The organism is Streptomyces sp. NPDC090021 (genome assembly GCF_044748225.1).
GTDB lineage: Bacteria > Actinomycetota > Actinomycetes > Streptomycetales > Streptomycetaceae > Streptomyces.
The window spans coordinates 55,283-80,740 of the sequence record NZ_JBIVFO010000022.1; the positions used below are offsets into that span (position 1 = coordinate 55,283).

Sequence of the window (25,458 nt, forward strand, 5' to 3'; positions counted from 1 at the left end):
ACCCCGTGAAGACGATGACGCTGATTGCTCGTACGCCGCCGACACGCGATCGAGAACGTATTCGGTTCAATCATTTTCGAGGAACTTCGAGTCCCCCTGAACCGGCCCCGGGGACCGTACGTGATGTTCGCGTCGGCCGGCGATACGAGGGAGACCGCCCCCATGCACAACGAAGAATCCGAGACCCTGGCGGAGACCGCCTTCGCGGCCGCCCCCGCGATGACCGGCGCGGGTACCGCCGCGGCAACCGCGGGGACGGCGGGCGGCACGGCCGGCGCGGACGTGCTGATCGCGGGCCGCTACCGGCTCCTGTCGCGGCTGGGCGAGGGTGGTATGGGCACCGTGTGGCGGGCTCACGACGAAACCCTGCACCGGGAGGTCGCCGTCAAGGAGGTACGGGCCCCGGCCGGTCTGGGGTCCGCCGACGTCACGCGGATGTACGGCAGGCTGGAGCGGGAGGCGTGGGCGGCGGCCCGGATACACGACCGGAGCGTGATCACGGTCCACGACGTGGTCGTGGCGGACGACCGACCCTGGATCGTGATGGAACTGATCCGCGGTCAGTCGCTGGCCGACCTGCTGCGAGCCGGGGGACCCCTCCCCCCGCGGCAGGCCGCACGCATCGGCGCGGAGGTGCTGGGCGCGCTGCGTGCCGCGCACGCCGCCGGGGTGGAACACCGGGACGTCAAGCCGGCGAACGTACTGCTCTCCGACGACGGACGGGTGGTGCTGAGCGACTTCGGGATCGCGATGGTGGAGGGCAGCACCGCCCTGACCATGACCGGCGAGGTGGTCGGCTCCCCCGAGTACCTGCCGCCGGAACGGGCGCTGGGCCGCTCCTCGGGTCCCGAGTCGGACCTGTGGTCCCTCGGCGTGCTGCTGTACGCGGCCGTGGAGGGGACCTCCCCGTTCCGGCACGACACCGCGCTGAGCACCCTGCGAGCCGTGGTGGAACAGGAACCACCGACACCGACCCGCGCCGGCCCGCTCACCCCGGTGATCGCCGGGCTGCTCCGCAAGGAACCGGCGGAACGGACCCCGGCCGCCGACGTCGCAGCAGCCCTGGGGACCATCGCGGGCGGCGCGGACGGCACCACCACGGCCTCGCGCACCCTGACGGCCACGGAGGAGACCGGCCCGGCCGTGGCCCGCCGCCCCGAGGGCGCGGCCACCCCCGCGGCCACCGCCACGGCCACCCCTGCGGCGGCGCCCTCGGCCGGACGGCCCGCCGGGCGCCGGGCGGCCTCCGCCCCGCCGCGGGGGCACCGGGCGGCGGCGTTCGTCGCGGTGGGCGCGGCCGCCTGCCTGCTGATCGCCGGTGGGCTCGCCTACGCCTTCGCCGGTCACGGCGACGACGACGCGGACGGCTCGGACGGTACGGGTGGTTCTGGCGTACGGGTGTCGGTGGCGGGGACGAACACGACCTACACCGGCGGCTGCCCCGTCCCCGAGGGCCGGGCCCCGGCGTTCACGGCGACCTTCACCGCCGCCGAGCCGACGCTGATCTCCTACCGGTGGGTGTCCGGCGACGGCTCGGTGGTGGACCCCCGATGGCGCACCCTGTCGATCGGGGACAGGGCCAACCCCACCGGCCGCGACACCATCCGGCTGACGACCTACGCGAAGACGGGCACCCTGACCACCGGGATGGCCGTGGAACTCCAGAGCCCGACCCGCGCCGTCTCCCACCCCGTCCCCTTCTCGATCACCTGTACCGGCTGACCCCCGCTCCCCCCGGGGCCCGCAGCCCGGGCAGATCGCGCAGGACCTCACGGGCCGCCCGCGCGCCGGAGGCCAGCGCGCCCTGGACGGAACCGGTGGCACGGTGATCGCCGCACACGTACCGGCCCAACGACACCCGCGAGGTACGGGTCAGCGGCTGCGGCGGCGCCATGGCGGGCAGGGCGAGTTCGGGCAGCAGCATCGAGACGGGCCCCGGTCCGGTGGCGACCACGACGGCGCGCGGGGATCTCCTTTCCCGCTGCCGTCAGCACGCCGTCGTCCGTGAGCCCCCCGTCGCCGGGGTCTCCAGCCGTACGGCGCCCTCGGGCGGGCCGGCCGCGAGGGCGCGCGGGACCGCCCCGATGCCCTCGGCCGGCAGGCAGCCGGTTCCCCGCAGCATTCTGCGCCAGACCAGGTGGAACACCCGGGCGGAAGTCTCCAGGCGGCGTGTACCGCCCGTCCACTGTGTTCCGCCCGTCGCCCCGACACGGATGCGACACCACCCCGACGGCCGGCCGCCGCCCGTCCGGACCCGCGCCGACACGCCGGCCGGGCACGGCAATCGCGTTGTCCCCCGGCCCGGCCGGGTGCGATTCTTCAACCATGACGACGACACAACAGGGCCGGGCCGAACGGGACGCGATCACGGTCGAGATCGGATACGCGCTGCTCAGCGCATGTTTCCTCGGCGCCGTCATGTTCGCCGCGATCGCCGGGCCGACGCTGGTCTGGTCCCTCCCCGCTGTGGTCGAGGAGGTCCTCCGGACGGCGGGGGCGGTGGTCGCCGGTGTCCTCGCGGTACTGCGCGTGGTCCATGTCCTGTGGCGGTTCGGGCACCCCCGCTGAGGGGTGCCCGAACCCTTCGCACGACGGACGGCACTACGGCGCGACGGCGGTCAGCCGGTGGGGTCCATGGCGGCGGTCATCTCCGCCAGTACGGTCCGCCGGTCCTCGCCCGGGCGGGGCCGCAGGGGACGGGCCAGGCGGCTGCTGTCGTAGTGCCAGCGGTGGTCCAGGTCCCGGGGGACCGTACCCGTCTCGCGGATGTCGGCTTCGGTGCCCAGGAGTTCGGTGAGCTCCTGGGCGAGGTCGCGCCAGGACACGTGGCCGCTGCACGCGTTGGCGACGCCGTGAACGGGCCGGTCCAGGCACTCGGCCACCGCGCGGGCCAGGGCCGCCGCGTGCACCCAGGCGGCTCCGTACCAGGCGTGTCCGCCGGTTCCGGGACGGGGCAGTTCGATCGGCCGGCCCTGGCGGGCGGCCTGGTAGAGCGTGCCGATGGCGCCCCAGCGCAGCTGTTCGCGCAGCCGGTCGTGCGCACCCCAGACGATCGGTGACCGCACGGCGCTCGCGCCTCCGCGTCCCCCGGTGCCCGCGGCGTGCAGCACCATCGCCTCGCAGTCGAGCTTGGCCTTCCCGTAGGGGCTGACCGGCTCGTGCGGCGCCGACTCCTCGGCGACCCGGTCCGTACCGGGGTGCCCGTAGGCGTCGACGCTGCTGACGAAGACGAACGGTCCGCGCCGCCAGGCGTCGACCATGGCCCGCATCGCCGCAAGGTCGACGTCGTGCCGGGTGAAGGTGCAGGCGGCGTGGACGACCGCGTCCGCCTGTGCGACGGCGTCCCGGAGCCCGTCCGGGTCGCCGAGGTCGCCCTCGATGACGTCGACGCCCTCGGTGGCGATCAGATGGGCGGACTCGGGCCGGGCCAGTGCCAGCACGGGACGTCCCCGTGCGGCGAGTTCCCGCACGACGAAGGCGCCGACGCCGCCGGTCGCCCCGGTGACCAGTACCGTACCCGGGCGGACGTCCCGGGAGCGGGGGGCCGGCCGGCTCGCGGCCTTCGCGGCGCTCCGGCGTGCCGCCCGTTCGCCGAGGAGGGCGGTCAGGGCCCGCGGTGTGCGGGCCTGGAGCACGTCGAGTCCGGTGAGCGGCAGTGCGAGGTCCGTGCGCAGCCGTTCGGCGAGCTGAACGGCTTTGAGGGAGTGGCCGCCGAGGGCGAAGAAGTCGTCGTCCGGTGCCGGCGGCAGACCGAGCACGGTGGTGAAGGCCTCCGTGACCGCTGCGGCCCGCGGGTCGGCGGGAGCGCTCGGGCCGGACGGCGCGGACGAGCCGGGCAGTCGCGCGGGATCGAGCGGCCCGGCGGCCGTACGCGGCAGTGCGTCGAGCAGCGTGACGGCGGCGGGTACGGCCTCGGGCGCGAGCGACCGGCGCAGCAGGCCCAGCAGTTCGTGGCCGGACGGGCCGATGCCGTCACGCAGTACGGCGTAGGCGACGGCCGGTCCCCGCACGGGCCGGACCACCTCGGCGTCGACGACCTCCGGGTGGGCGCGCAGGGCCCGAGCAGCCGGGTGGCTGCCGTCCTCCGGGGCCGGGCCGTCCCCGGCGGCGGCGAGGTCCGGGCCGGGCAGGGGCAGCTCGGCCAGGGCCCGTTCCGGGTCGGCCGCCACCGCGTGGAGCAGCGCCGCGTAGTCCCGTACGGCCGCCTCCGCGACGGAGTCGTCCAGCGTGTGCGCGTCGTACTGGACCAGTGCCCGGGGCTGCTCGGCATCGTCCAGTGCCAGACCGTACGACACGGTGAACTTCGCGCCGTCGGTGGGGACGTCGACGTACTCGGCCGAGGTACCGGGGAGCCGGAGCACCGTCGGCTCGCCGAGGACGTCGCAGGTGACGCGGACGAGCGCGGTGCCGTCGGCGCCGCGCGCTCCGGCGCCGAGGCGTTCGAGGACCAGGTCGAAGGGGACGTGCCGGTGGCGCTGGGCCTCCAGGAGTGCCTCGTTCACGCGTCGCAGCAGTTCCGCGAAGGTCGGGGCGCCGGAGACGTCCACGCGTACCGGCAGGGTGTTGACGCACAGGCCGACCAGGGCGCGCATGGCTGTTCCGCTGCGGTGGGTGCCGGCCACTCCGATGACGAGGTCCTCGTCGCCGGTGAGGCGGTGCAGTGCGGCGAAGGCCGCGGTGAGGGTCACCGCGAAGAGCGTGGCCCGCCGCTGTGCGCCGAGTGTCCGCAGGGCGTCGGGGACGGCCGGTGCGAGCGGCACGGTGTGCACGGCCGCGGGACGCACGGCCGTCTGCGGCGTGTCTCCCGCCCGCCGGGGCAGGCGCGGTGGGGCGGCGTCGGCCAGCAGGTCGCTCCAGTGCTTCAGTTCCGTCTCGAAGCCCGGCAGGCCGTCGTGCTCGCGGCGCGCGTGGTCGGCGTACTGCGGGGCCTCGGTGAGCGCGGGCGGGGCCGCCGCGCCGGTGGCGGACGCGTAGAGGACGGCCAGTTCGCCGGCCACGGTCTCCAGCGACGCCCCGTCCATGGCGATGTGGTGGAACGTCAGCAGCAGGGTGTGGTCCTCCGGCCCGTGCCGCAGGACGAGGGCCCGTACGGCGTCCGCGGCCGCGAGGTCGAACGGCCGGGCGCTCTCGCGCCGCAGCAGCGCGGGTGCCTGGGCCGGGTCGGTGTCGACGACGTGCACGGGGACCGTCCGCGGCGTGGGGAGCACCTCCTGGTAGGGCTCGCCCTCGTGCTCCGCGTAGCGGGTGCGGAGGATGGAGTGCCGGGCCACCAGGGAAGTGAGGGCGGTGGCGAGGGCGGCCACGTCGAACGGGCCGCGCAGCCGGGTGGCGAACGGTACGTGGTACGAGTCCCCCGCGCCGCCGAGCCGTTCCATCAGCCACATGCGGCGCTGGGCGCGGGACAGCGGGACCCTTCCGGCCTCCGGCCCGCCGCCCGCGTGCGGCTCGCCGCCCGCCTTGGGGAGGCCGCCCGCCCCGGGGGCGGTGGCGGCGGCCGGGGCGCCGGCGGGTCCGGCCGCCGTGCGCCGGGCCGTTCCGGCGCGGGCCCGGCGCAGCAGTTCCCGCTGGAGTTGCCGGCGGTCGTCGTGGGCCGCGGGGTCGGCGTCAGTGGGCATCGCTGTGCTCCGGTGTCTCGGGGTGGAGGTCTCGGTGGGCGTCCAGGAGGGCGCGTTCGACCAGCGCGGCCTGAGCGGCGACGGTCGGGGCGGCGAAGAAGTCGGCGAGGGCGATCTCCACGCCGAGCTCCTCGCGCAGGTCCTCGGTGACGACGAGGGCGAGCAGGGAATGGCCGCCGAGGAGGAGGAACTCGGAGTCGGCGCGGGTCACCTCGGTGCCCAGTGCCCGGCTCCACACCTCGGCCACGGCCTGTTCCAGCGGAGTCATCGCGGCCGGCTCGTCGGCGGGCCCGCTCTCGGCGGTGCGTACGCGTCCGGTCAGGGCACGCCGGTCGACCTTGCCGGCCGGGGTGAGGGGCAGCCGTTCCAGCAGGGTGACCGCGTCGGGCACCAGGTGGGCGGGCAGGACCGCGGTCAGCCGCTCGCGCAGCGCCGCTCCGGTGGGCACCGGGCCGGGCGCGGCGACGACGAACGCGACGAGGCGTGCCTCGGGGGTCCCGGCGCCGTCGACGGTGACGGCGGCGTCGTCCACGTCCGGCTGCTCACGGAGGGCGTGTTCGACCTCGGCGGGTTCGATGCGGAAGCCCCGTACCTTCACCTGGTCGTCGTTGCGGCCGTGGAAGTGCAGGATGCCGTCGGGGCGGAGGGAGACGATATCGCCGGTGCGGTAGAGCCGCCCGCCGACGGCCGCATGCTCGACGAACCGTTCGGCGGTGAGTTCGGGCAGGCCCGTGTAGCCGTGGGCGAGCCTGCTGCCGCCGACCCACAGCTCGCCCCGGTCCCCTTCGGCCACCGGACGGCCGGCGGGGTCGAGGACGTGCGCCGTGGCCCCGGCGATGGGCCTGCCGATCGGTACCGGCCCTTCGCAGTCCTGCACCGTGACCCGGTGGGCGGTCGCGAAGGTGGTCGTCTCGGTCGGTCCGTAGCCGTTGACGAGCTCCAGCCAGGGGAAGGCGGTGAGCACCTCGCGGGCCTGTGCGGCGGCCATCGCCTCGCCGCCGACGACGACCGAGCGGAGCTGGGCGAAGACGCGGGAGCGGCGCGCGGCGAGCTGGTGGAAGAGGGCGGTGGTGAAGAACGCCACCGTCACGCCGTGCCGTTCGACGTGCCGGGCGAGGTCCTCCAGGGAGGGCCGCTGCTCGGTGCAGACGACGACCGCCGCACCGGCCGCGAGGGCGACCCAGACCTCGAACGTCGAGGCGTCGAAGGTCATGGGTGAGTGGAACAGGACGCGGTCGCGGCCCGTGAGGGTGACGTAGTCGGGCGCGGTGACCAGCTCGGCGATGGCGCCGTGCGGCACGAGGACGCCCTTGGGGCGGCCCGTGGAGCCGGAGGTGAACATGATGAACGCCGGGCTGTCCGGGTCGGACTCGTCGACGGGGTGGCCGCTCGTGAGCGGCTCCTCGGGCAGGGGGAGCACGGGGCCGGGGAGGGTGGCCGCGTCCAGCAGCTTCGCATCGCCGAGGGTGAGCGTCACCTCCGCATCGGCGATCATCGCCTCGGTGCGCGGCCGGGGTTGGGCCGGATCGAGGGGCACGCACACGGCTCCGGCCAGCCACAGCCCGAGCTGCGCCACGACCGTCCGGTACGAGCGCGTCGTCAGCAGCGCCACCCGGTCGCCGCGGACCACCTCGTGTTCGCGCAGGCGGGCGGCGAGGGCGTGGCCGGCCCGGATGAGCCGGCCGTAGGTGAGGGTCGTGTCGCCGTCGACGACGGCGAGGGCGTCGGGAGTGAGCTCGGCCTGCCGGGCGACGAGCGCGGGCAGGGTGGTGGCCCTGCCGGGCGCCGGGGCGGCGGGCTGCGGGGTACCGGGGGGCGTGCCGGGCGCGGTCATGTGGGACGCGGTCATGTCAGGCTCCTTCCGGGCGCGGGGTCCGTCGTTGTTCGACGAGGGCGGCGAAGGTGCGCAGGTCCGGGCTGCGCAGCAGCTCGGGGGCGCGCAGGCGTACGCCGGTCTCCGCTTCGACGGCGGCCAGCAGGCGTGCGGCGATGATGGAAGTTCCCCCGGCGTCGGTGAAGTTGTCGGCCAGTCCGGCGCCGGGCCGGCCGAGGAGGTCCCGCACGGTCGTCAGCACGAGCCGCTCGGTGGCCGTGGCGTCGGCGTCGGCGTCCGCCGGGGCGCCCGCGGTGCCGGTCCGGTGCGTCTGCGGAGCCTCGGACCGGGCCAGGGCCGCCAGGGCCGGCCGGTCCACCTTGCCGTTGGCGTCGAGCGGGAAGCCGTCGACGATCCGGACTCCGGCGGGGACGGCCTGCTCGGGGAGCCAGGCGCGGACCGCGTCGAGGAGTTCCCCGGGCGCCGGGTCGGCGCCGTCGGCGGCCCGTACGTGGGCGACCAGGCGGCCGTGGCCGGAGCTGTCGCGCAGCACGGTGACGACGGCGGTGCGCACGCGGGGGTCCTGCTCGAAGGCGGCTTCCACCTCGACCGGTTCGATTCGCACTCCGCTGATCTTCACCTGGTCGTCGCGGCGGCCGAGGAAGTCGAGGCTGTCGTCGGCGTTCATGCGTACCCGGTCGCCGGTGCGGTACAGGCGGTCGACCGCGGGCAGTTCCGCTTCCTGCGGGGGCGCGGTGAAGCGGCGGGCGGTGAGTTCCGGGTCGAGGTAGCCGAGGGCCAGGCAGTGGCCGCCGACGCGCAGTTCGCCTTCCTCGCCGCGTGCGACGGGGCGGCCCTCCTCGTCCGTGACGACGAGGGTGACGCCCGGCAGGGCGGTGCCGATGGGGGGCGGCGTCCGGTCGCCGGCCTCCGGGTCGGTGCCGCGCATGGTGTGGGCGGTGGTGAGGACGGTGGCTTCGGCGGGGCCGTAGGCGTTGTGGACGGTGGCGGTGACGTCGGCGCCGGGCCGGCGGCGCATACGGTCGCCGCCGACGACGAGGTGACGCAGCTTCAGGCCCTGCGGCCACGGCCGGTCCAGGAGCGGCTCTACGGTGGGCGTGGCCGCCACGGCGTGCGTGAGGGCGGCCTCACGCCACCAGTCGGTGAGGACGCTGCTGTCCCAGCGGGTGTCGTCCGGCGCGGGGACGAGGGCGGCGCCCGAGGTCAGCGCGGCCCACAGTTCCAGCAGGTGCGGGTCGAACGCGACGCCGATGAGCAGCGACTGGCGGTCGCCGGGTGCGAGACCCGTCTCTGCCCGGTACCAGTCCAGGGCGACGGAGAGCGAGGGCTCGGCCACGGCCACCGCCTTGGGGCGGCCGGTGGAACCGGAGGTGAGCACGGCGTACAGGGAGCCCCTGGGCGCGCGACGGTTGCCGCAGACGGTGTCGGTGAAGGCCGCGACCGCGGTGGCGGGGGCGTTGACGCCTTCGGTGGGCAGCGGCAGCGGGACCTGCTCCCCGCCGCGGTGTGCCCCGGGCAGGACGTCGGGGTCGCCGATGAGGCAGGCCACGTCGAGGTCCTCGGTGACGGCCTGGGTGCGGCGTTCGCCGGGGCGGGGGCCGAGCGGCAGGTAGACGGCGCCGATCCGGGCGAGGGCGACGGCGGCCACCACCAGGGCGGCGGACCGGTCGAGGCAGACTCCGACGAGGTCGCCGGGCCGGACGCGGTCGCCGAGGGCCGCCGCGACCCGCACGGCCGCCGCGTCGAGGTCCTGGTACGTCCAGGTCCGGGTGGAGTCGATCACCGCCGGGGCCTGCGGGGAGCGCCGGGCCCAGTCCTCGAAGCGGGCGAGCACACGGGTCGGTTCGGCGGAGGGGCCGTGCGCGATGCTCGGCGCGGCAGCGGCAGCGGCAGCGGTGGCGGCGGTGGGCACGGTGGGAAGGAGCACTGCGGTCGGGGACTGGATCATCACGACTCCGTGGAGGGCGAGGCGGCGGCGAGGGCGAGGGCGGCGGCCTGGTCGGCGAGCACCGGGTTGCGGAAGAGCACCTTCAGCGGTGGGCGCGTGCCCAGCCGGGGCTCCAGCCAGGCGGCCAGCTCGGCGGCCAGCAAGGAGTGGCCCCCGCTGTGGAAGAAGTGGGAGCGGGCGTCGAACCGGCTGTGGCCGAGGACCTTGCGCCAGCCTTCGGTGACCAGGGCCGTCATCGGATCGACGGGCCCGGTGGCCGTCGGCCCGGGCTCGGCGCCGGTGCCGGCGTCGGCGTCGGCGTCGGCGTCAGCGCGGGACGCCGCCGCGCACCCGGCTTCGGACCCGGACCCGGACCCGGCCTCGGACCCGGACCCGGGCGCCGCGGTGTCCTCGGGGTCCAGCGCCGCCGCTCGGCGGGACAGTGCCACCCGGTCCGGCTTTCCGCCGGCGAGGGTCGGCATGCTGTCCAGGGGTGCCCATCGGGCGGGCACGAGGGGGCCCGGCAGGCGGCGGCTCAGCTCGGCATGGAGTGCCTTCTCGTCGAAGGCCGGGCCGTCGGCTCCGTCCTCGGCGCATTCGAGGAAGCCGACGAGCCGGGGCCCGCCCGCGCCCTCCCGGTCCAGGACGACCGCGCAGGAGCGGCCGCCGAGCGCCGCGGACGCCGCCGCCTCGATCTCCTCCAGCTCGATGCGGTGACCGCGGAGCTTGATCTGGTTGTCGCGCCGCCCGAGGAAGTACAGCAGCCCGTCGAGACCGCGGTAGCCGAGGTCTCCGGTGAGGTAGACGCGCTGCCCGTCGAGCGCGTCGACGGTGACGAAGCGGGCGGCGGTCGCCTCCGCGTTGCCGGGATAGCCCTCGGCGAGGCCGGGTCCTGCGACGGCGAGTTCTCCGACCGCCCCGGTCGGCAGCGGGCGGTGGTGGGCGTCCAGTACGTGGACCCGCTCGCCCGGGAGCTCGGTGCCCAGGGGGATCTCGGCGCCGGTGGCGAGTGCGTCGCGGGAGATCTCGTGGACGGTCGAGCTGATGGCCGCCTCCGTGACGCCGTACACGTTGAGCACGGTGGCGTCGGTGTCGGCGAGGACGCCGCTCAGTGCCTCGGCGGGAAGGCGCTCGCCGCCCAGGACCAGGAGCCTGGGCACCCAGCTCTCGTCGCGCAGGGCCGGGCGCAGGTCCTCGCGGGTGGCGAGGAAGTAGCTGGTGGGCAGGTTGGCGACGGTCACCCGGGCCGCTGCGAGCAGTTCGGCGAGTTCCGCGCCCGTGGGCACCTCGTGCTCGGGCAGGACCAGGCAGGCACCGGCGTGCAGGGTCGGCAGCACCTCCTCCAGCGCCACGTCGAAGGACGGCTGGGCGAACATCAGCACCCGGTCGGAGGAGGTGAGGCCGAACCGGTCGGCGGTCGCCGTCATGTGGTGCACCAGGGCGGCGGGGCCGACGGCGACCGGCTTGGGCGTCCCCGTGGAGCCGGAGGTGTGGATGACGTACGCGGCGGCGGGCAGTACGGCGCCGTCACGCGCGGGCGGCAGCACCGGGGCGTCGATCCGGACGGCCGGCAGTCCTTCCGGCAGGTCCGGGGTGCCGTCGCCGGTCAGGACCAGCGCCGGGGCGAGCCGCTCCAGCAGCAGGCCGAGCCGGGCCGGCGGGTCGGACGGGGACAGCGGGCAGTGGACGGCGCCGGTCCGCAGGCACGCGAGCAGGGCGACGACCGAGTCGGTGCCCCGGGGCAGGACGGTGGCCACCGGCCGGCCGGCCGTGACGCCTGCGGCCGTCAGCCGCTCGGCGAGCGCGCCGACGCGCTCGCCGAGCTCGCCGTAGGTGAGGCGGCGGGCGCCGCACAGCAGGGCGGGCAGCGACGGGTGGTGCGCGGCCACCGGGTCCAGCGGATCGCGGTCGGCCGGGACGGGCGGGGCCTCGGCGGGCGGTTCGACGGCGGTCGGAGCGAGGTCGGCGAGCGGGGTCCCGGGGCTGTCGAGATAGGCGCGCAGCAGGTCGAGGAAGCGGCCGGCGACGAGGCGGGCCACGTCCTCGCCGAAGAGGTCCGTGTCGTAGTCCCAGACCAGCGTCATGCCGGGCGCGCCGTGGCGGGTGGTGACGCCGCGCCGGTCGTCCGGGAGCAGGACCACGTCGAGGTCGAAGCGGGTGGTGCCGGTGTTGAAGCCTTCGAAGAGGGTGATGTCGAGGCCGGGAACGTCGATCTCGGGCAGCGGTGCGTCGTGGGCGCTGAACATGACCGAGAAGAGCGGGTTGTCGGCGCCGGAGGTGTGCATGCCCAGGGCCCGGGTCAGCTCCTGGACGGGGACGTCCTGGTGCGGCAGGGCCCTGATGAGGGTGTCGGTGACCTCGTCCATGGTGTCCTGGGCGGGGGCGGCGGCGTCCAGGGCGAGCGGCAGCGGGATGGTGTTGACGAACATGCCCACGGCGTCCTCGTATCCGCGGGGACGGTTGCCGACGGCGGTGCCGATGACCATGCGGGAGCGGCCGCTGTGCCGGCGCAGGAGCTCGGCGAACAGCCCGAGGAGCGTGGCGAAGGGGGTGAGGCCGCGGGTACGGGCGTGCCCGCGCAGGCGTTCGGCGAGATCGGCACCGATCGTCTGGCGGAGCTGTCCGCCATGGTGCCTGCGGCGGGCACCGGGGCGGGTCAGGCCCGGGAGCGGCAGGTCGTGCTGCTGGTCGTGGAGTTCGGCCCGCCAGAAGTCGAGCGACTCGGGGGCGTACGCGGTTTCGGCCCGCTCCCGGACGTGGTCCGCGTAGGACGGGGCGGGCGGGAGCTCCAGGGTCTCGCCGAGGACATGGGCACGGTAGACGCGGAAGACGTCGTCGAGCAGGATCGCGAAGGAGTGTCCGTCGTGGATCAGGTGGTGCTCGACGTGCACGAGCCGGTGGTGGCGCTCGGCCAGCCGCACGAGCGTCCAGCGGATGAGCGGTGCCTCGAAGGTGTCGAGCGGGGTCTCGGCCTCGGTGCGCAGCAGATGCGCGAAAGCGGCCTCCGGGTCCTCCTCCGTGCTGAGGTCGACGGTGTGCAGCCTCGGCGCGCACTGTGGTGCGACCTGCTGCGCCGGTACGGATCCGGTGGAGGCTACGAGTTCGAGGCGCAGGCCGGGGTGGCGCGCCAGGGTGGCGGCGAGCCCCCGGTGCAGTGCCGCGGTGTCGAGCGTGCCCCACAGGTCGAGTGATGCGGTGAAGTTGTAGGCGCGACTGCCGGGCTGCATCTGCTCGTGCAGCCAGACGATCTCCTGCGAGGAGGAGAGGGCGAACATGGGCGATCCCTGAGGTTGTCGGGTCGGTCTCCGGTGCCGGTCACGGTCGTGTCCGGCGGTGGTGCGGGCGGCCCCGCGGGTCGCGCGGTGCCGTTTTCTGCGTGGGGGGATTGCCGTGGGGGGGGAGGCTTGGGGCCCGGGGGGATGCGCCGGGGCGTCGGGGTGCGCCGGGCGCCGGTGCCTCTCGCGCGGCTGCGCGTGAGCGCCGGGGCGCGGTGGCCTCGGGTCGGTGGGGCGTCGGCGGTGGCCGGGGTGCCTGCGACGCGCCGGACCGATCGGGTTGGCGGGAGCGGGGGCGGGCGGGGGCGCGTCGTTCCCGGGGCGGGGCGGTGATACCGCTGCGGCGCGGGGGGCCTCGGTGGGGACCGGCCGTCCGGGCTGCGGGTTCACCGCACCGCGGGGTCCGAGGGGCGCAGCGCGTGGGTGAGCGCGTCGAAGGCCCGGTGTGCGGTCCCGTCGTCGAGGACCGCCCGGTCCCACACCATCCGCAGACGGATCTCCGCTCCCTGCGTGACGGACAGGGCGAAGGGGGCGCGGACCGGCCTGCCGTCGACGTGGATCTCCCGTCCTTCGACTCCGGCCAGCTTCAGCGGCGGGCGGCGGGTGTCGTCGTCCACGGTGAGCAGGCCGTCGAGGCCTCCGGTCCAGCGTGAGCCGGCGGAGCGTACGGCGGCCACGACCGCGTCGAACGGTACGTCGGCCCGGTCGAGGTCGTCCCACCAGGCGTCGGCCGTCCCTTCCGGGCCGGTGCCGGTGCCGCGGCCCGTGTCGACCGGGAAGACGAGGGTGTTGAGGAAACAGCCGACGACCGGTTCCGCTCCCGTGGGGCGGCCGCCCCACGGGTAGCCGAGCGGCACCGCGCGGTCGGTGCCGTACAGCTCACGGGTCGCGGAGCGGCACGCGTCGAGCAGTCGGGGGAAGGACACGCCGCCGCCGTGCGCGGGCAGCCGGGCCTGCGCGGCGCCGCTGGGCCGTGCTCCCCCGGGCACGCGTTCCGGGCGGGGTGCCGGGGCGTGGGTGTCGAGCGCACACAGCCGGTCCGCCCAGTACGCGGCCGCCTCGGGCGTCTCCGCTCCTTCCTCGGCGGCGAGTTGGCCGAGGACCGCGTCGCGGTAGGCGGCGAGTTCGGCGTGCGTCTCCTCCGGTGCGGTCAGGGCTGCGGGGTCGTCCTCGCCGTAGGCGGCGCCGAGTTCGTCGACGATCCGCGCGAGCGAACGGCCGTCGCAGGCGGCGTGGTCGAGGACGACCGCGAGGATGTCCTCCTCGCGTTCCTCGTCGCCCACGAGGAGGAGCCGCATGGCGGGGCCCTGCGCGTCCCAGGAGGCCAGTGCGCGACGGATCGCGTCGGCGGGTGACTCCCCCGGCAGGAGGTCCGGCCGGGTCACGCCGACGTCCGGATCGGCGGGGACGCTCAGGACGGGTGTGCCGCGCACCACGCCGACGCGCGAGCGCAGGGCGGTGTGCCGGGCGGCCAGTCCGCGGGCGGCGGCCCGCAGCCGTTCGGGGTCGACGCTCCCGCGGGGGAACGCGAAGAACATCGGTACCAGGTCGGGGCGTCCCGACGGGTCGAGGGACCGTACCAGCACGAAGCGGCGCTGTGCTCCGGTGACCGGCAGGAGGGTGTCGGAGCGGTCGCCGGCCAGGCGTCGGTAGCGGTCCAGGTACTGACTGGTGATGCTGAGCACGTCGTCCTCTTCGTCGTGTCCGCGGTCGGGCGGAACGGTGTGGCGGTGGCTGCCGGCGTCAGCCCGTGGGTGCGGGAGCCGGGCGTTCGTCGCCGTCGGTGGCGGCGGCGGTGTCCCGTGGGCTCCCGGGGGTGGTGGCGCTGCCGGCGCCGTCGTGGTCGTGGTCCTGCGCGGCGGGCAGGTCCCGCATCCGGCGCAGGGGGGAGAGCAGCAGTGGCAGGGGGACGGCGAGGATGCCGACGGCGCACCAGGCGAGCGCCGTGCGCGACCCGTAGGACTGGGCGAGGGCTCCGCCGAGGAGCGCGCCGAGGGGCAGGGTGCCCCACATGAGGAAGCGCAGGGTGGCGTTCATCCGGCCGAGGAGCCGCGGCGGGCACATCCCCTGGCGGAAGCTGACCTGGGCGACGTTGTAGACGACGGCGCCGAAGGAGACGACCGCAGAACCGGCGGCGAACAGGACCGCGCCGACGACGCCGTGCCCGGACAGGGGCCACAGCAGCGCGAACGGGCCGGTGACGAGGAGGGACAGGAGGATGACCCGGGCCTGTCCCAGCCGGGTGGCGAGACGTCCGGCGCACAGGGCGCCGAGGAGTCCTCCCACAGCGGACGCGGAGAGCACCAGGCCCAGTCCGCCGGCCTCCAGGCCGACGACGCGGACGAGGTGCACGGTCTGGGTCGCCATGAGGACGGCCGTGCAGAAGTTGGCGAGGCCGGTGGTGAAGGCGATGACGCGGAGCAGCGGGTGCCCGAAGATGAAGCGGACGCCCTCGCCGATCTCCTTGCGCAGGGACCCGCCGGGGGCGCGCTCGGGCACCTCCTCGGTCTTGTCCACGCGGAGCAGGAAGAGCGCGGAGAGGACGTAGCCGACGGCGTCGACGATGACCGCGAACTGCGCTCCGACGAGCTGGACGAGTCCGCCGCCGATGCCGGGACCGGTGACGTGGGCGGTGGAACGGACCGTCTCCAGCGCGCCGTTCCCTGCCACGAGTTGTTCGCGGGGCAGGATCTGCGGCAGGTAGCTCTGATGGGCGACGTCGAAGAACACGGTCGCCACGCCGGTCACCAGCGCGACGGCGTACAGCTGGACCATGGTCAGGACGTCGGCGAGCGCGGCGGCGGGGATGCTCAGCATGGCCACGGCGCGCACCAGGTCCGCGCGGATCATCAGGGGTCGTTTGCGCATGCGGTCGGTGAGCGCACCGGCGGGCAGCCCGACGAGCAGGAAGGCGGCGGTTTCAGCGGCGGTCAGGAGACCCACCTGGAAGGCGGGGGCGTCGAGTTCGAGGACGGCCACGAGGGGCAGCGCCACCAGCGTCACCTGAGCGCCGACCTGTCCCGCGGCGGCTCCCGCGAGCAGGAGTCGGAAGTCGCGCAAGCGCATGGGGCCCCCGGTGGAGGCTCCGGATCTGTCGGACATGTGAACGACATTCACGGATCCATCGATCAAGAGTCAAAGTAAACCTGTCACTTTCGGACTCGTTTTGCTGCACCGTGGACGTCGATCAGGAAATTCTTCACACTACCCGGGGTAAGACCGCGTGAATTCCCGTCGGTTGCACGCCCGTCGGGGGCAGGCGGAGCAAGGGGGAACAAGGGGCGCGAGGGAGAGGACGACGGCGCTCCTCACCCTGAGTGACCAGTCCAACCCTGACTGAAAAGGTTCACCTGTGATCACGCCGCTGCGGAGCCGCTCATTCCGTCGGTTATGAACGCCGCCCGGTGCAGGCGCGCTTGCCGCAGCCCCGGTCGCTGGCGCTCGGCCCGGGAAGCGCTCCACTGCCGCGCGGACCCTCGTCCACACGGCCGCCGGCACCGTGACGACGGTGATGGAGCTGCACGTCGAACGCCCCCTTCGGCTGGGCAGGACGTTCGCCTACACGGGGCTCTTCCGGGTCGAGGGCGACCAGGCCGTGCACCGGGTCGACGTCGGCACCTGGCCGTTCCGGCCGGGCCAGGAACTGCGCCGCCGCGCCGCCCTCGTCGACCCGGACCACCTGGTGCTCGAACCCCTGCACCCGGGCCACGGCCTCACCCTCTCCCTGACCTGGAGACGCACGGGCACCGGCTGACCGGGGCGCCCGCAGGCGGCCATGCCGGGCGCGCCACGGGCCGTCGGACGAGCTCGCCCGGTTCCTGGTCGAGCTCACCGCCGGGCTCACCGTGCGCGGGATGGCCCGGCGGTACGGCGGTGGCAGGACCAGCCGGGGCGAGTACCGCTCCGGAAGCCGGATCATCCCGCCGGGCCGACTCGACGCGGTGGCGCGGGACCGGGGGCCGCATCGCGCTCCGCGCCCGCAACGACGCGCGCACGGGCGGGCGCCCTGCTGCCTCATCCGGGATGAATCTTTCCCCCGACCGGGGATCCCCGCTGGTCGCATGGGGTGAAAGGAGTGCGTCACTCGTTTCCCGACCCCGTCCGGGAGGCGTTGACGGGGACGTGAATACCTCAAGCACCGCCCCGATACTGTCCGCCCCTCTCACCGCCGAGGCGCCGCCCACCGTGCACGACTCGGGCGCGGACACCGCGCCCGGCGTCATACTCATCCACTCCTGCACCTCCCTCGGCGGCACCCTGGTCGTCCACCTCGCGGGCGAGATCGACCACTTCAGCGCCGCACCACTGAGGGCGTTCCTGGCCTCGGCGGCCGACAACGGCCACACCGGCCTGGTGCTGGACTGCTCGCGGGTCACCTTCTGCGACTCGGGTTTCCTGGCCGCCCTGGACTGGTGGCCCCGGCAAGGACGCCGCCTCAGGCTCACCCGTCGCTCCCAGGCCGTGGAACGCCTCCTGCGCGCGGCCGCCTCGGTGACCCGGCCTCCCCACGGCTCCCTGGCCCGCCGCCGCCCGTCCTCTTCACCTTCGTCGCACCTGGGCCCCACGGGGTAGACGAGGCGTGCGTGGTGGGCCCAGGCCGCCCCGCCGCACGCGGCCGGGATCCGGCCGGCGCTGCTCGCCCGGCTCCATGTGTCCCTGAGGAGCGCGTCGTTCGGTTTCCGATGACGTCGGCGCCGCACCGGTTCCCGTCACCGGCCGGGCCGTTCCGCGCGGAGCGCGGCCTGCCCGGCCAGTGCGTGCCGGGCAGGCCGCGCTCCGCGGGCCGCCGGATCAGCCGAAACTGCGCCGGTGTTCCCTGCTCTGCTGCGGTGGGATGGTGCGCAGTCGGCGGGCAGGGGGCCGGCCCCGTTCGGTCCTGCGCACGTCCTGGTCACCGGATCGGACAGCGGTCTGGTCGGGTTGCGCCGGTGCCACCGCCGGGAAGAGCGCGATCGCAGCGATGGATGCCGCTACCGCGACGAGGATGATTGCAATGCTCACAGACATGAATCCCGCCTTTCGCCTTGACCTTTACACCCTATGGCTACTCAGCGTTTCCACTATCAGCCGCTCTAAACACGTTAAGTGACGCCCATTCAGGCCCGGTCACTTCTTCTCGCGGGTGAAGGCCACCGGTCGGCGGGCACCACGGCACTCGTGACGCGGTACGCACCGGGGCCCACGCCCAGCCGGGCCGGTTGCCCGTTCCGTTCACGCACCCCTCCCCCACGGTGATCGCACCCCGTACGGCCGGGGCGACGGCGGTCCGGAGCCAGGGGCGGCGGCCGGGTGGACGGTGCCCTGGCGGTGGATGGTGCCGTACGGCTCCTGGATCGCCTCCTCTACCGCTTCGGCGTCGTCCCCGTGGAGCGCACTGATCAGGTCCGCCGACCGTACCGATCCACTGACAACGCACCGCCGGTGATCGCGAACGGCTTCTGTCGGCCAAACCCGTCAACCGTCGCAGTCCGAGGCGTACTGGGCGTCTCGAAGGCGGGCCTTCGACGACCCGACCGGTGCTGAACTGCATGGATCCACCGCTCGTGGCCGGGCGTCCGCCGGGCGGAAGCCCCGGGTCCGGTGCCGACTCCGCGATGTTTTCCGGCAGTCGGGTGATCGCGGGCCCGCACCTTAGCGGATGGAGGTCCATATCCTCCCCGAATACCTGATGTTCACCCCGTCCCCGGATTCCGGCGCGTAGCGTCCCTCCAGTCCAACCCGGCCGGAGGCGCGAAGCCGGCCAGGGTCGTGAGAAACGAGAGGCTGCAACGATGAACGTAGAGACGTCCCTGAAAGAGGCCATGACCTCGATCGAGGGGAGCGTGGGAGCGGCACTGGTCGACTACACGAGTGGCATGGCTCTCGGCACGCTGGGGGGCGGCAAGGATCTCGACCTGACGGTCGCGGCCGCGGGCAACACCGACGTGATCCGGGCGAAGACCCGCACGATGGAAATGCTGGGCCTCAAGGAGGACATCGAGGACGTACTGATCACCCTCGGCAACCAGTACCACCTGATCCGGCTGCTCAAGGGGCGCGGGGGCAACGGGCTGTTCCTCTACATCGTCCTGGACAAGGCCAAGTCGAACCTGGCCATGGCCCGGCACCAGCTCAAGCGCATCGAATCCGACCTGGAACTCTAGCCGCCTTCCTGTACCCCGTTTCCTTATGCCCATGAGTTGAAGAAGTCTTCAACTCGGCACATCCGAATGCCGTCACCGGTCGTTCGGTCAGGGCCGGGGTACAGGAGAATGGCTGGTCATGGTCACCGGGGGCGGGCCGGCGGTACCGAATGCCGTTCCCGTCCATTGGTCAGAACCCGGGTAGGAGCGTTGCCACATGCAGGTCCCGCTGTACCAGGCCAAGGCGGAGTTTTTCCGGATGCTCGGACACCCCGTCCGCATCCGAGTTCTCGAGCTGCTTCAGAACGGCCCCGTACCCGTGCGCGAGCTGCTGAACGAGATCGAGATCGAACCGTCGAACCTGTCGCAACAACTCGCGGTACTGCGCCGATCCGGCATCGTGATCTCCATACGCGACGGCGCGACGGTCAGTTACGCCCTCGCCGGTGGCGACGTGGCGGAACTGCTGCGGGCCGCTCGACGCATCCTCACCGAACTGCTGGTCGGACAGAGCGAGTTGCTCGCCGAGCTGCGGCACGCCGACACCTCGGTGCACACGGGGTCTCCCCCGCTGTAGGCCGTCCGGCCGTGCGTACGTGCCGAGGAAGGGCGCTCCACCCGGCCGGGAAGGCCGGGTGGAGCGCAGGGGCCGAGGTGGAGCGCAGGGGACGGGGTGGCGGGCCGGCGGGGCGGGGTGAGGCCGGCCGTCAGCCCTGGCAGAGGCCGCGGGCGTAGTCGTACGTCGCGGTGGCCTGCGAGTAGCGCCACTGCGGGTCCAGCAGATCGCTCTTGAGCTGTCCGGCCGCGGCCGGGCTCTCGACGATGTAGCCGAAGTCCTGCAGCCAGGACGGGTAGAGGTTCTTCGAGCCGATGTAGAAGGCCGAACCGTCCACGGAGACCAGCTTGTGGTGCTGGGCGTAGGGCTTCCCGTCCGCCCAGGTCGGCCGGTCGGATGCGCGGAACGTGGCCAGCTGCAGGTTCTCGCACATGGCCGTCCGCGCCCGGCCGCCGTCACCGGTCAGGGCCGTCACCCGGCCGCGCAGGGCGTCGCTCACCTCGGAGAGCGACTTGATCTGCGAGTAGCCGCCGCTGCCGATGGTGCCGCGGTTCGCCGGGTCGCTCACGACGATGCGGACCTTCACTCCGGAGACGAGCTTCGCGGCGAGGGCGTCGTAGAGGCGTACGTCGTAGCGGGGCAGGGGCGGGCAGGTGGCGTGCACGTCCTGCTGGGAGATCTCGATGTGCGAGGTCGCGCTGGAGACGAGGGCGCGCAGGGCACTCTCCTCCGGGTTGACGGTGTCGTAGTCCCGGTCGTTGTTGGTCTTGTCGGGCAGCCCGATGCCGCACTTGGTGTCACCGGCCGTGGGCAGGACGGGGCGGAAGGGCGAGGTGGGGTCGTTCTGGCGGATGCCGACGCCGAGGCCGCCGACGGCGAGCGCGGGCACGTTGCCGCCGCCCGCGGGAGAGGCGGGCCGCGGCAGGGCGGGCATGCAGTCCGCACCGGGCGAGGCGGCGAACCAGACCGAGCTCCAGCTGCTCCTGTTGCGGCAGGTCCAGTCCCACAGGGAGTCCAGGTAGCGGCCCGCGGAGCCGGCGGCGGGCCCGGACAGCGCGAGGTCGACGTCGCTGACCGGGTGGGTCGTGTCGAGGTAGTCGTCCTTCCAGCTGTTGATGCCGCCGGTGATCACCGAACTGCCGTCCACCACGATCAGCTTGGAGTGGTTCCAGGAGAAGGACGTCTTCGAAGTGGTCATCGAGGCCACGTTGAGGGTGATGCTGGCCGCGGCGGGGCCGAGCTTCGCGAGCAGCTCGTCCCGGTAGGACGAGGGGATGACCGTGGAGTGGTAGATGGGCGCGGCGCCCACCATGATGCGCACCTTCAGCCGGTTGCCCTTCTGGGCGGACTCCTTCAGGCCCGCGACGATCGCGTCCTGGTAGCCGCCGTTGGGGAAGGGGGCCAGTGTCGATATGTCGACGGTCTCCCGGGCGTCGGCGATGTCCTGGCGCGTCTTGTCCAGGAGCCGGCGCGCTCCGGGCCGGTCGGTGCAGGCGGCGTCGCCCCAGCAGCCGGGGGTCTGGAGCAGCCAGTCGGCGCCGCCGGGCGTGGAGGAGCCGAGCCGGTTTCCGGAGGTGCGCTCCCAGACCGAGCCCTCCAGGCCGGGCGAGACCTGACGCAGGGTCTGCTCGATCGAGTCCAGGTGCGGGGTGGGCGCCTCCGCCGCGCGGGCGGGGGCGGCGGTGCCGAGGAGGGAGATGCCGAGTGCGAGGGCCGAGGTGGAGACGAGGGCCGTCGTACGGACGGTGCGTGCCAATGTGGTTCCTTGACTGGGGGGTGGCTCGGGCCGGGACGGACGTGGGCCGGCCACGCCTCCGACCTTGATCAACTCGCGCAAATTACCAGCCCGTAGCCCCTTGTTCACCTTCGCCGGTCGACTTCCGGCCACGCCGCGGGCGCGGCAGCGCCGCGGCCCGCGCCATCGCATGATCGGCCGAGCCCCGCCGCGGGGATCGGCATCGGGATCGGCCGCTGCCGCCGCCCGTTCCGTACCCTGGTCCCATGCGTACGCGCCCCACCCTGAGCTGGACACCCACGGCCGAGGACCTGCGGCCCGGCACCACGGATCCGGGGCCGGTCGCCGACGCGCTCCGGGCCGGCGGCGTACTGGTGCTCAGCGGGGCGGGCATCTCCACGGAGTCGGGCATCCCCGACTACCGGGGTGAGGGCGGCAGCCTGAGTCGGCACACCCCGATGACCTACCAGGAGTTCACCGCGAGCGCCCGGGCCCGGCGCCGGTACTGGGCGCGCAGCCACCTCGGCTGGCGCACCTTCGGCCGCGCCAGGCCCAACGCCGGGCACCGGGCCGTCACGGCGTTCGGGCGGCACGGGCTGCTCGCCGGGGTGATCACCCAGAACGTGGACGGCCTGCACCAGGCCGCCGGCAGCGAGGACGTGGTGGAACTCCACGGCAGCCTGGACCGGGTCGTGTGCCTCTCCTGCGGCGCCCCCGGCTCACGTCGTGACCTCGCCCGGCGGCTGGAGGCGGCCAATGCGGGCTTCGGGCCCGTGTCCGCCCGGCTGAACCCGGACGGCGACGCCGACCTCACCGACGACCAGGTCGGGAACTTCTCCGTGGTGCCCTGCGCGCAGTGCGGGGGCGTCCTCAAACCGGACGTGGTGTTCTTCGGCGAGACGGTGCCCGCGTCCCGGGTCGAGCACTGCCGCCGGCTGGTCGAGGGCGCGACCTCGCTGCTGGTCCTCGGCTCCTCACTGACGGTGATGTCCGGCCTCCGGTTCGTCCGTCAGGCGGCGCAGGCCGGCAAGCCCGTGCTGATCGTCAACCGGGACCCCACCCGCGGCGACCGGCACGCCGTGACCCGGGTCGCGCTCCCCCTGGGACCGGCCCTCACCGCGCTGGCCGGCCACCTGGACGTCCCGGTAGACGACGGCACCGCCTGACCCGGCACCGGGTCCCGTGACGCCGGTGGTCGCCAGGCCATGGTCGGGAACTCCGGCTCACGTGCCGTCGCCGAGAGGCTCGGCTTCACCGTCGAGGGGACCCTGCGCAATCAGAGCATCGCCAACGACGGCAAAGGGCACGACTGGTGGGTGGGTGGACTGCTGAGGGCCTGATGCGCGATCGCCGACTCCGCGGGCGGGTCGGCTCGTCGGTTCGCCGGGGCGAACGGCCCTTCCGGGCTTCACGCGGTGCGGCCGACGCCCCGTGGGGCCGGGGGCACGCCGTGCCGCCTCACAGGCATCCGCAGTCCGGGACGTACAGCGCCAGGAAGACGGCGGTCGCGGCGGTCAGGACGAAGCCGGCCGAGGTGACGGCCGCGAGACCCCGCCGGCCGCGGCCCTTCGCCGGGTCACGGAAGGCCGCCCAGGCGCCATGGGCGAGTGCGAGGCCGAGTACTGCCACCCCCACGAGGGTCGCGCGAGGGCTGAAGGACCAGGCCAGGTGGGCGGTCAGGGCCAGCAGGCCGAGCAGCAGGCAGGCCAGCACGCTCAGCACCACCTCGGCCACCACTTCGCCGACCGTCTCCACCAGGAAGTCGCCGACCCCCTTCACCGCCTTGCGGACCCCCACCGAACTCCCCCGTCGCCACGTCTGCCGCCACGGCAGGAAAGACCCGCGGGGCGTCCGGAGGGTTGCCGCGCGGCGTGCGTCATCATGAGCAGCGCCGTCCCGGGTGCCCGCAGAGGGGTGGCGTGGGGCGGGGCGGGGTCAGGCGGACGGGGCGTGCCAGGGGATCTCGGCCCAGACCTGCTTGCCGCCGCTGAGCGGCACGGAGCCCCAGGCCATCGCCGTCGCCTCGACGATGAGCAGGCCGCGGCCGCCGGTCGACTCCCAGCTCACCGACACCGGTTTGACGGGGCTGCGCGGCGACGCGTCGTTCACGGCGATCCGCAACCGGTCCGCCGACAGGGTCAGGTCCATGCCCACCTCGCCCTGCGTGTGCGCGATCGCATTGGTGACCAGCTCGGACACGATCAGCAGAGCCGTGTCGACCTCCTCCACCACCCCCCAGGACCGCAGCGTGCGCGCGGTGAAGCGGCGCGCGTGCAGGACGGCCCTGGGCAGGCGCCATACCGTCCAGTGGCCCCGCTTGGGCCGGCCCGCGGTGCCGTCGTAGCGCAGCAGCAGGAGTGCCACGTCGTCGTCGCGCCGGCGTACGCCGGCGACCAACTCGTCGGCGACGCCACCGACATCGTCCGGGTCGGCCTCGGCGAGGTCCTCGCACACCCGCCGCATGCCCTCCTCCAGGGGCAGCCGGGCGGACTCGACCAGGCCGTCCGTCAGCAGGACCAGCAGGGTTCCCGGCAGCAGCCCCAGTTCGGTCATGGGGAACTCGGCTTCCGCGAGCACCCCCAGCGGGGGCCCGCCCTCGACCGGCATCTCCTCGGCGACGCCGTCGGGATGACGCAGGACCGGCGGCAGGTGGCCCGCTCGGACGACCCGGGCGATGCCCTCCTCCATGTCGAGGTCCACGTACGTACACGTGGCGAACAGATCGGTCTCCATGCCGACGAGCAGGCGGTTGGCCCGCGCGACCACCACGTCGGGCGGGTGGCCCTCCACCGCGTAGGCCCTGACCGCCGTACGCATCTGACCCATGATCGTGGCGGCGCCGGCGCTGTGGCCCTGCACGTCCCCGATGACGAAGGCCACATGTGCGTCGCCGAGCGGGATGACGTCGTACCAGTCGCCGCCGACCTCCAGTCCCGCCGTGGCCGGCAGGTAGCGGGCGACGGCGACCCCGCCCGGCAGTTCCGGGAGCTTACGGGGCAGCAGGCTGCGCTGGAGCATGGTGGCGAGTTCGTGGCCGGCGTCCAGGGCGTGCGCGCGCACCAGGGCCTGCCCGACCAGCCCTGCGGTCGCGGTCAGCAGCGACCGTTCCTCCGGCCCGAACCGGTGCTCCTCGTCCCAGCCCACGAGGCAGACCCCGACCATCCTGCCCTCGGCGGGCAGCGGCAGCACGGCGAGGCCTCCGGGCCCCACGCCGAGGAGGCCGGGTTCGAGCGCCGCGCCCGGCGGCCACAGACTCATGTGGCCGGCCCGGAGTGCGCTCTGCAGGGTGGGCAGGTCGCCCAGTGACACGTCGGGCCACTCGGACCGCCATTCGGCGCGCCAGGACTCGGGCCAGGCGTCCGGCTCCGGGGGAGCGAGCGCGGTGACGATGAGCCGTTCGGGTTCCAGCTCGCCGACCGCGACCCGGGAGGCGCCGAGCGGCTCGCGCAGGGCGGCGACCGCCAGCCGGCTGACCTCGCGGATGGTCGCCGCTCCCGCGAGCGTGGCCGACAGCCTCTGCACGAGGGAGACCTCGTCGGCACTGGGCCGCAGGTAGGAGGCGTCGGCGACCACACCCAGGACGCGCCGCGGGGTGCCGTCGGGGTCCACCTCCACCCGGCAGCGCAGGCCCAGCCAGCGCAACTCGCCGCCCGGGCGGCGGATACGGAACGCCAGCTGCTGTCCTGCGGCGGCCAGCCGGTCCGGCTCGACGACGGCCATCAGTGCGGGCATGTCGTCCGGGACGGCGCAGGCGAGCAGGGTCTCCACCTGTCCGTCGAACTGCTCGGGTGGCAGGCCGAGCAGTTCCAGCACATGCGCGTGGGCCTCCATACGGCCGGTGCCGAGGTCGAGGATGAAGGCGCCGCCCTGGTCGGGGACCAGGGACTGGACCAGATGCGCCTGCGGGGCCCTGCGCCCGGCGAAGCGGGCCGCGACCGATTCGAGTCCGGCGGCGACCTGGTCGGCGTACAGCTCCAGCAGGCTGCGGTCGTCCGCGCTGAAGCCCTCCCCGACGTCGCCGGCGACGATCAGGCAGCCGAGTTCCTGGTCGCCGTGCCCGAGGGGCAGGGCGCCCAGCGAGATCCGGGCCGGCGAGCCCGGATCTCCGTCCCGGACCCGGGTGGGGAAGTGGTGGGGATCCTCCTCGATGAACGTGGCGAGTTCCTTGGGGGTCAGCCACAACGGGCGGCCGGAGCGGAAGGCGTTGGCGGCGGGCGAATGTCCGGCCACGGCGAGGATCGCCGGCAGTCCGTACAGAACACCGCGGTTTCCGGTCAGTTCGGCCAGATGGAGTTCCCGGTCCTGGTCGGCGGCCACGTAGACGGCGGCGAGTTGCGCACCGCAGAACGCAAAGCGATGTCTGCTCACTGTCCGTGTCGCCTCCTCCCGTGACC

Annotated in this window: 16 protein-coding genes and 2 pseudogenes; 8 read left to right on the forward strand and 10 right to left on the reverse strand. The window is 74.2% G+C overall.

Features of this window, described 5'->3' with window-relative positions; translation table 11 throughout:
- Positions 1 to 162 precede the first annotated feature (162 nt).
- Positions 163 to 1,722 (forward strand): serine/threonine-protein kinase, encoded by a 1,560-nt coding sequence (locus tag ACIPXC_RS19240; RefSeq protein WP_401619366.1) that lies wholly within the window; start codon positions 163 to 165, stop codon positions 1,720 to 1,722.
- Here the strand turns inward: ACIPXC_RS19240 and ACIPXC_RS19245 are convergent.
- Positions 1,706 to 2,167, reverse strand: a pseudogene (locus ACIPXC_RS19245) (FAD-dependent oxidoreductase); the annotation flags it as partial. The gene ACIPXC_RS19240 and the pseudogene ACIPXC_RS19245 overlap by 17 nt on opposite strands.
- Before the next feature lie 158 nt (positions 2,168 to 2,325).
- Here ACIPXC_RS19245 and ACIPXC_RS19250 point away from each other — a divergent pair.
- Positions 2,326 to 2,568 carry a DUF6332 family protein gene (locus ACIPXC_RS19250; RefSeq protein ID WP_401619369.1) on the forward strand — a complete coding sequence of 81 codons (243 nt, stop codon included), beginning with the start codon at positions 2,326 to 2,328 and terminating at the stop codon, positions 2,566 to 2,568.
- A gap of 50 nt (positions 2,569 to 2,618) precedes the next feature.
- Here the strand turns inward: ACIPXC_RS19250 and ACIPXC_RS19255 are convergent, their stop codons facing one another.
- The 6 genes from ACIPXC_RS19255 to ACIPXC_RS19280 all read right to left on the reverse strand — a co-directional run bounded on the left by ACIPXC_RS19255 (position 2,619) and on the right by ACIPXC_RS19280 (position 15,753).
- On the reverse strand, positions 2,619 to 5,615 hold the full coding sequence (locus ACIPXC_RS19255; protein ID WP_401619373.1) for a condensation domain-containing protein: 2,997 nt from the start codon (positions 5,613 to 5,615) through the stop codon (positions 2,619 to 2,621).
- Positions 5,605 to 7,464 carry a non-ribosomal peptide synthetase gene (locus ACIPXC_RS19260; protein ID WP_401619376.1) on the reverse strand — a complete coding sequence of 620 codons (1,860 nt, stop codon included), beginning with the start codon at positions 7,462 to 7,464 and terminating at the stop codon, positions 5,605 to 5,607. The genes ACIPXC_RS19255 and ACIPXC_RS19260 overlap by 11 nt, the downstream gene beginning before the upstream one ends.
- Before the next feature lies 1 nt (position 7,465).
- The gene (locus tag ACIPXC_RS19265) at positions 7,466 to 9,397 is read right to left on the reverse strand and encodes a non-ribosomal peptide synthetase (RefSeq protein WP_401619379.1); all 1,932 of its coding nucleotides are present in this window, start codon (positions 9,395 to 9,397) and stop codon (positions 7,466 to 7,468) included.
- Positions 9,397 to 12,651, reverse strand: coding sequence for an amino acid adenylation domain-containing protein (locus tag ACIPXC_RS19270; protein ID WP_401619382.1), 3,255 nt, complete (start codon positions 12,649 to 12,651; stop codon positions 9,397 to 9,399). The genes ACIPXC_RS19265 and ACIPXC_RS19270 overlap by 1 nt, the downstream gene beginning before the upstream one ends.
- A 386-nt stretch (positions 12,652 to 13,037) precedes the next feature.
- The gene (locus ACIPXC_RS19275) at positions 13,038 to 14,336 is read right to left on the reverse strand and encodes a condensation domain-containing protein (protein ID WP_401619385.1); all 1,299 of its coding nucleotides are present in this window, start codon (positions 14,334 to 14,336) and stop codon (positions 13,038 to 13,040) included.
- 58 nt (positions 14,337 to 14,394) lie between these two features.
- The gene (locus ACIPXC_RS19280; protein ID WP_401619388.1) at positions 14,395 to 15,753 is read right to left on the reverse strand and encodes an MFS transporter; all 1,359 of its coding nucleotides are present in this window, start codon (positions 15,751 to 15,753) and stop codon (positions 14,395 to 14,397) included.
- A 406-nt stretch (positions 15,754 to 16,159) separates the two neighbouring features.
- Here ACIPXC_RS19280 and ACIPXC_RS19285 point away from each other — a divergent pair, with 406 nt between their 5' ends.
- The 4 genes from ACIPXC_RS19285 (at position 16,160) to ACIPXC_RS19300 (ending at position 19,350) form a co-directional block, all read left to right on the forward strand.
- A complete protein-coding gene (locus ACIPXC_RS19285; RefSeq protein ID WP_401619391.1) occupies positions 16,160 to 16,405 on the forward strand; it encodes a hypothetical protein in 246 nt (81 codons plus the stop codon).
- A 368-nt stretch (positions 16,406 to 16,773) separates the two neighbouring features.
- Complete coding sequence (locus ACIPXC_RS19290; RefSeq protein ID WP_401619394.1) at positions 16,774 to 17,223, forward strand: STAS domain-containing protein; 450 nt, start codon at positions 16,774 to 16,776, stop codon at positions 17,221 to 17,223.
- A gap of 1,199 nt (positions 17,224 to 18,422) precedes the next feature.
- The gene (locus ACIPXC_RS19295) at positions 18,423 to 18,794 is read left to right on the forward strand and encodes a hypothetical protein (protein WP_401619397.1); all 372 of its coding nucleotides are present in this window, start codon (positions 18,423 to 18,425) and stop codon (positions 18,792 to 18,794) included.
- 196 nt (positions 18,795 to 18,990) lie between these two features.
- Positions 18,991 to 19,350 carry an ArsR/SmtB family transcription factor gene (locus tag ACIPXC_RS19300; RefSeq protein WP_386457470.1) on the forward strand — a complete coding sequence of 120 codons (360 nt, stop codon included), beginning with the start codon at positions 18,991 to 18,993 and terminating at the stop codon, positions 19,348 to 19,350.
- A gap of 130 nt (positions 19,351 to 19,480) precedes the next feature.
- Here the strand turns inward: ACIPXC_RS19300 and ACIPXC_RS19305 are convergent, their stop codons facing one another.
- On the reverse strand, positions 19,481 to 21,085 hold the full coding sequence (locus tag ACIPXC_RS19305) for a phospholipase (protein ID WP_401619400.1): 1,605 nt from the start codon (positions 21,083 to 21,085) through the stop codon (positions 19,481 to 19,483).
- A gap of 245 nt (positions 21,086 to 21,330) precedes the next feature.
- Here ACIPXC_RS19305 and ACIPXC_RS19310 point away from each other — a divergent pair, with 245 nt between their 5' ends.
- Complete coding sequence (locus tag ACIPXC_RS19310; protein WP_401619403.1) at positions 21,331 to 22,230, forward strand: NAD-dependent protein deacetylase; 900 nt, start codon at positions 21,331 to 21,333, stop codon at positions 22,228 to 22,230.
- Between the two features lie 36 nt (positions 22,231 to 22,266).
- A pseudogene (locus tag ACIPXC_RS19315) lies at positions 22,267 to 22,404 on the forward strand (GNAT family N-acetyltransferase); the annotation flags it as partial.
- Positions 22,405 to 22,522: 118 nt separating this feature from the next.
- Here the strand turns inward: ACIPXC_RS19315 and ACIPXC_RS19320 are convergent.
- Both ACIPXC_RS19320 and ACIPXC_RS19325 read right to left on the reverse strand, forming a co-directional pair.
- A complete protein-coding gene (locus ACIPXC_RS19320) occupies positions 22,523 to 22,861 on the reverse strand; it encodes a lysine transporter LysE (protein ID WP_401619406.1) in 339 nt (112 codons plus the stop codon).
- A gap of 138 nt (positions 22,862 to 22,999) precedes the next feature.
- Positions 23,000 to 25,432 (reverse strand): SpoIIE family protein phosphatase, encoded by a 2,433-nt coding sequence (locus tag ACIPXC_RS19325; RefSeq protein WP_401619409.1) that lies wholly within the window; start codon positions 25,430 to 25,432, stop codon positions 23,000 to 23,002.
- Between the last annotated feature and the right edge of the window lie 26 nt (positions 25,433 to 25,458).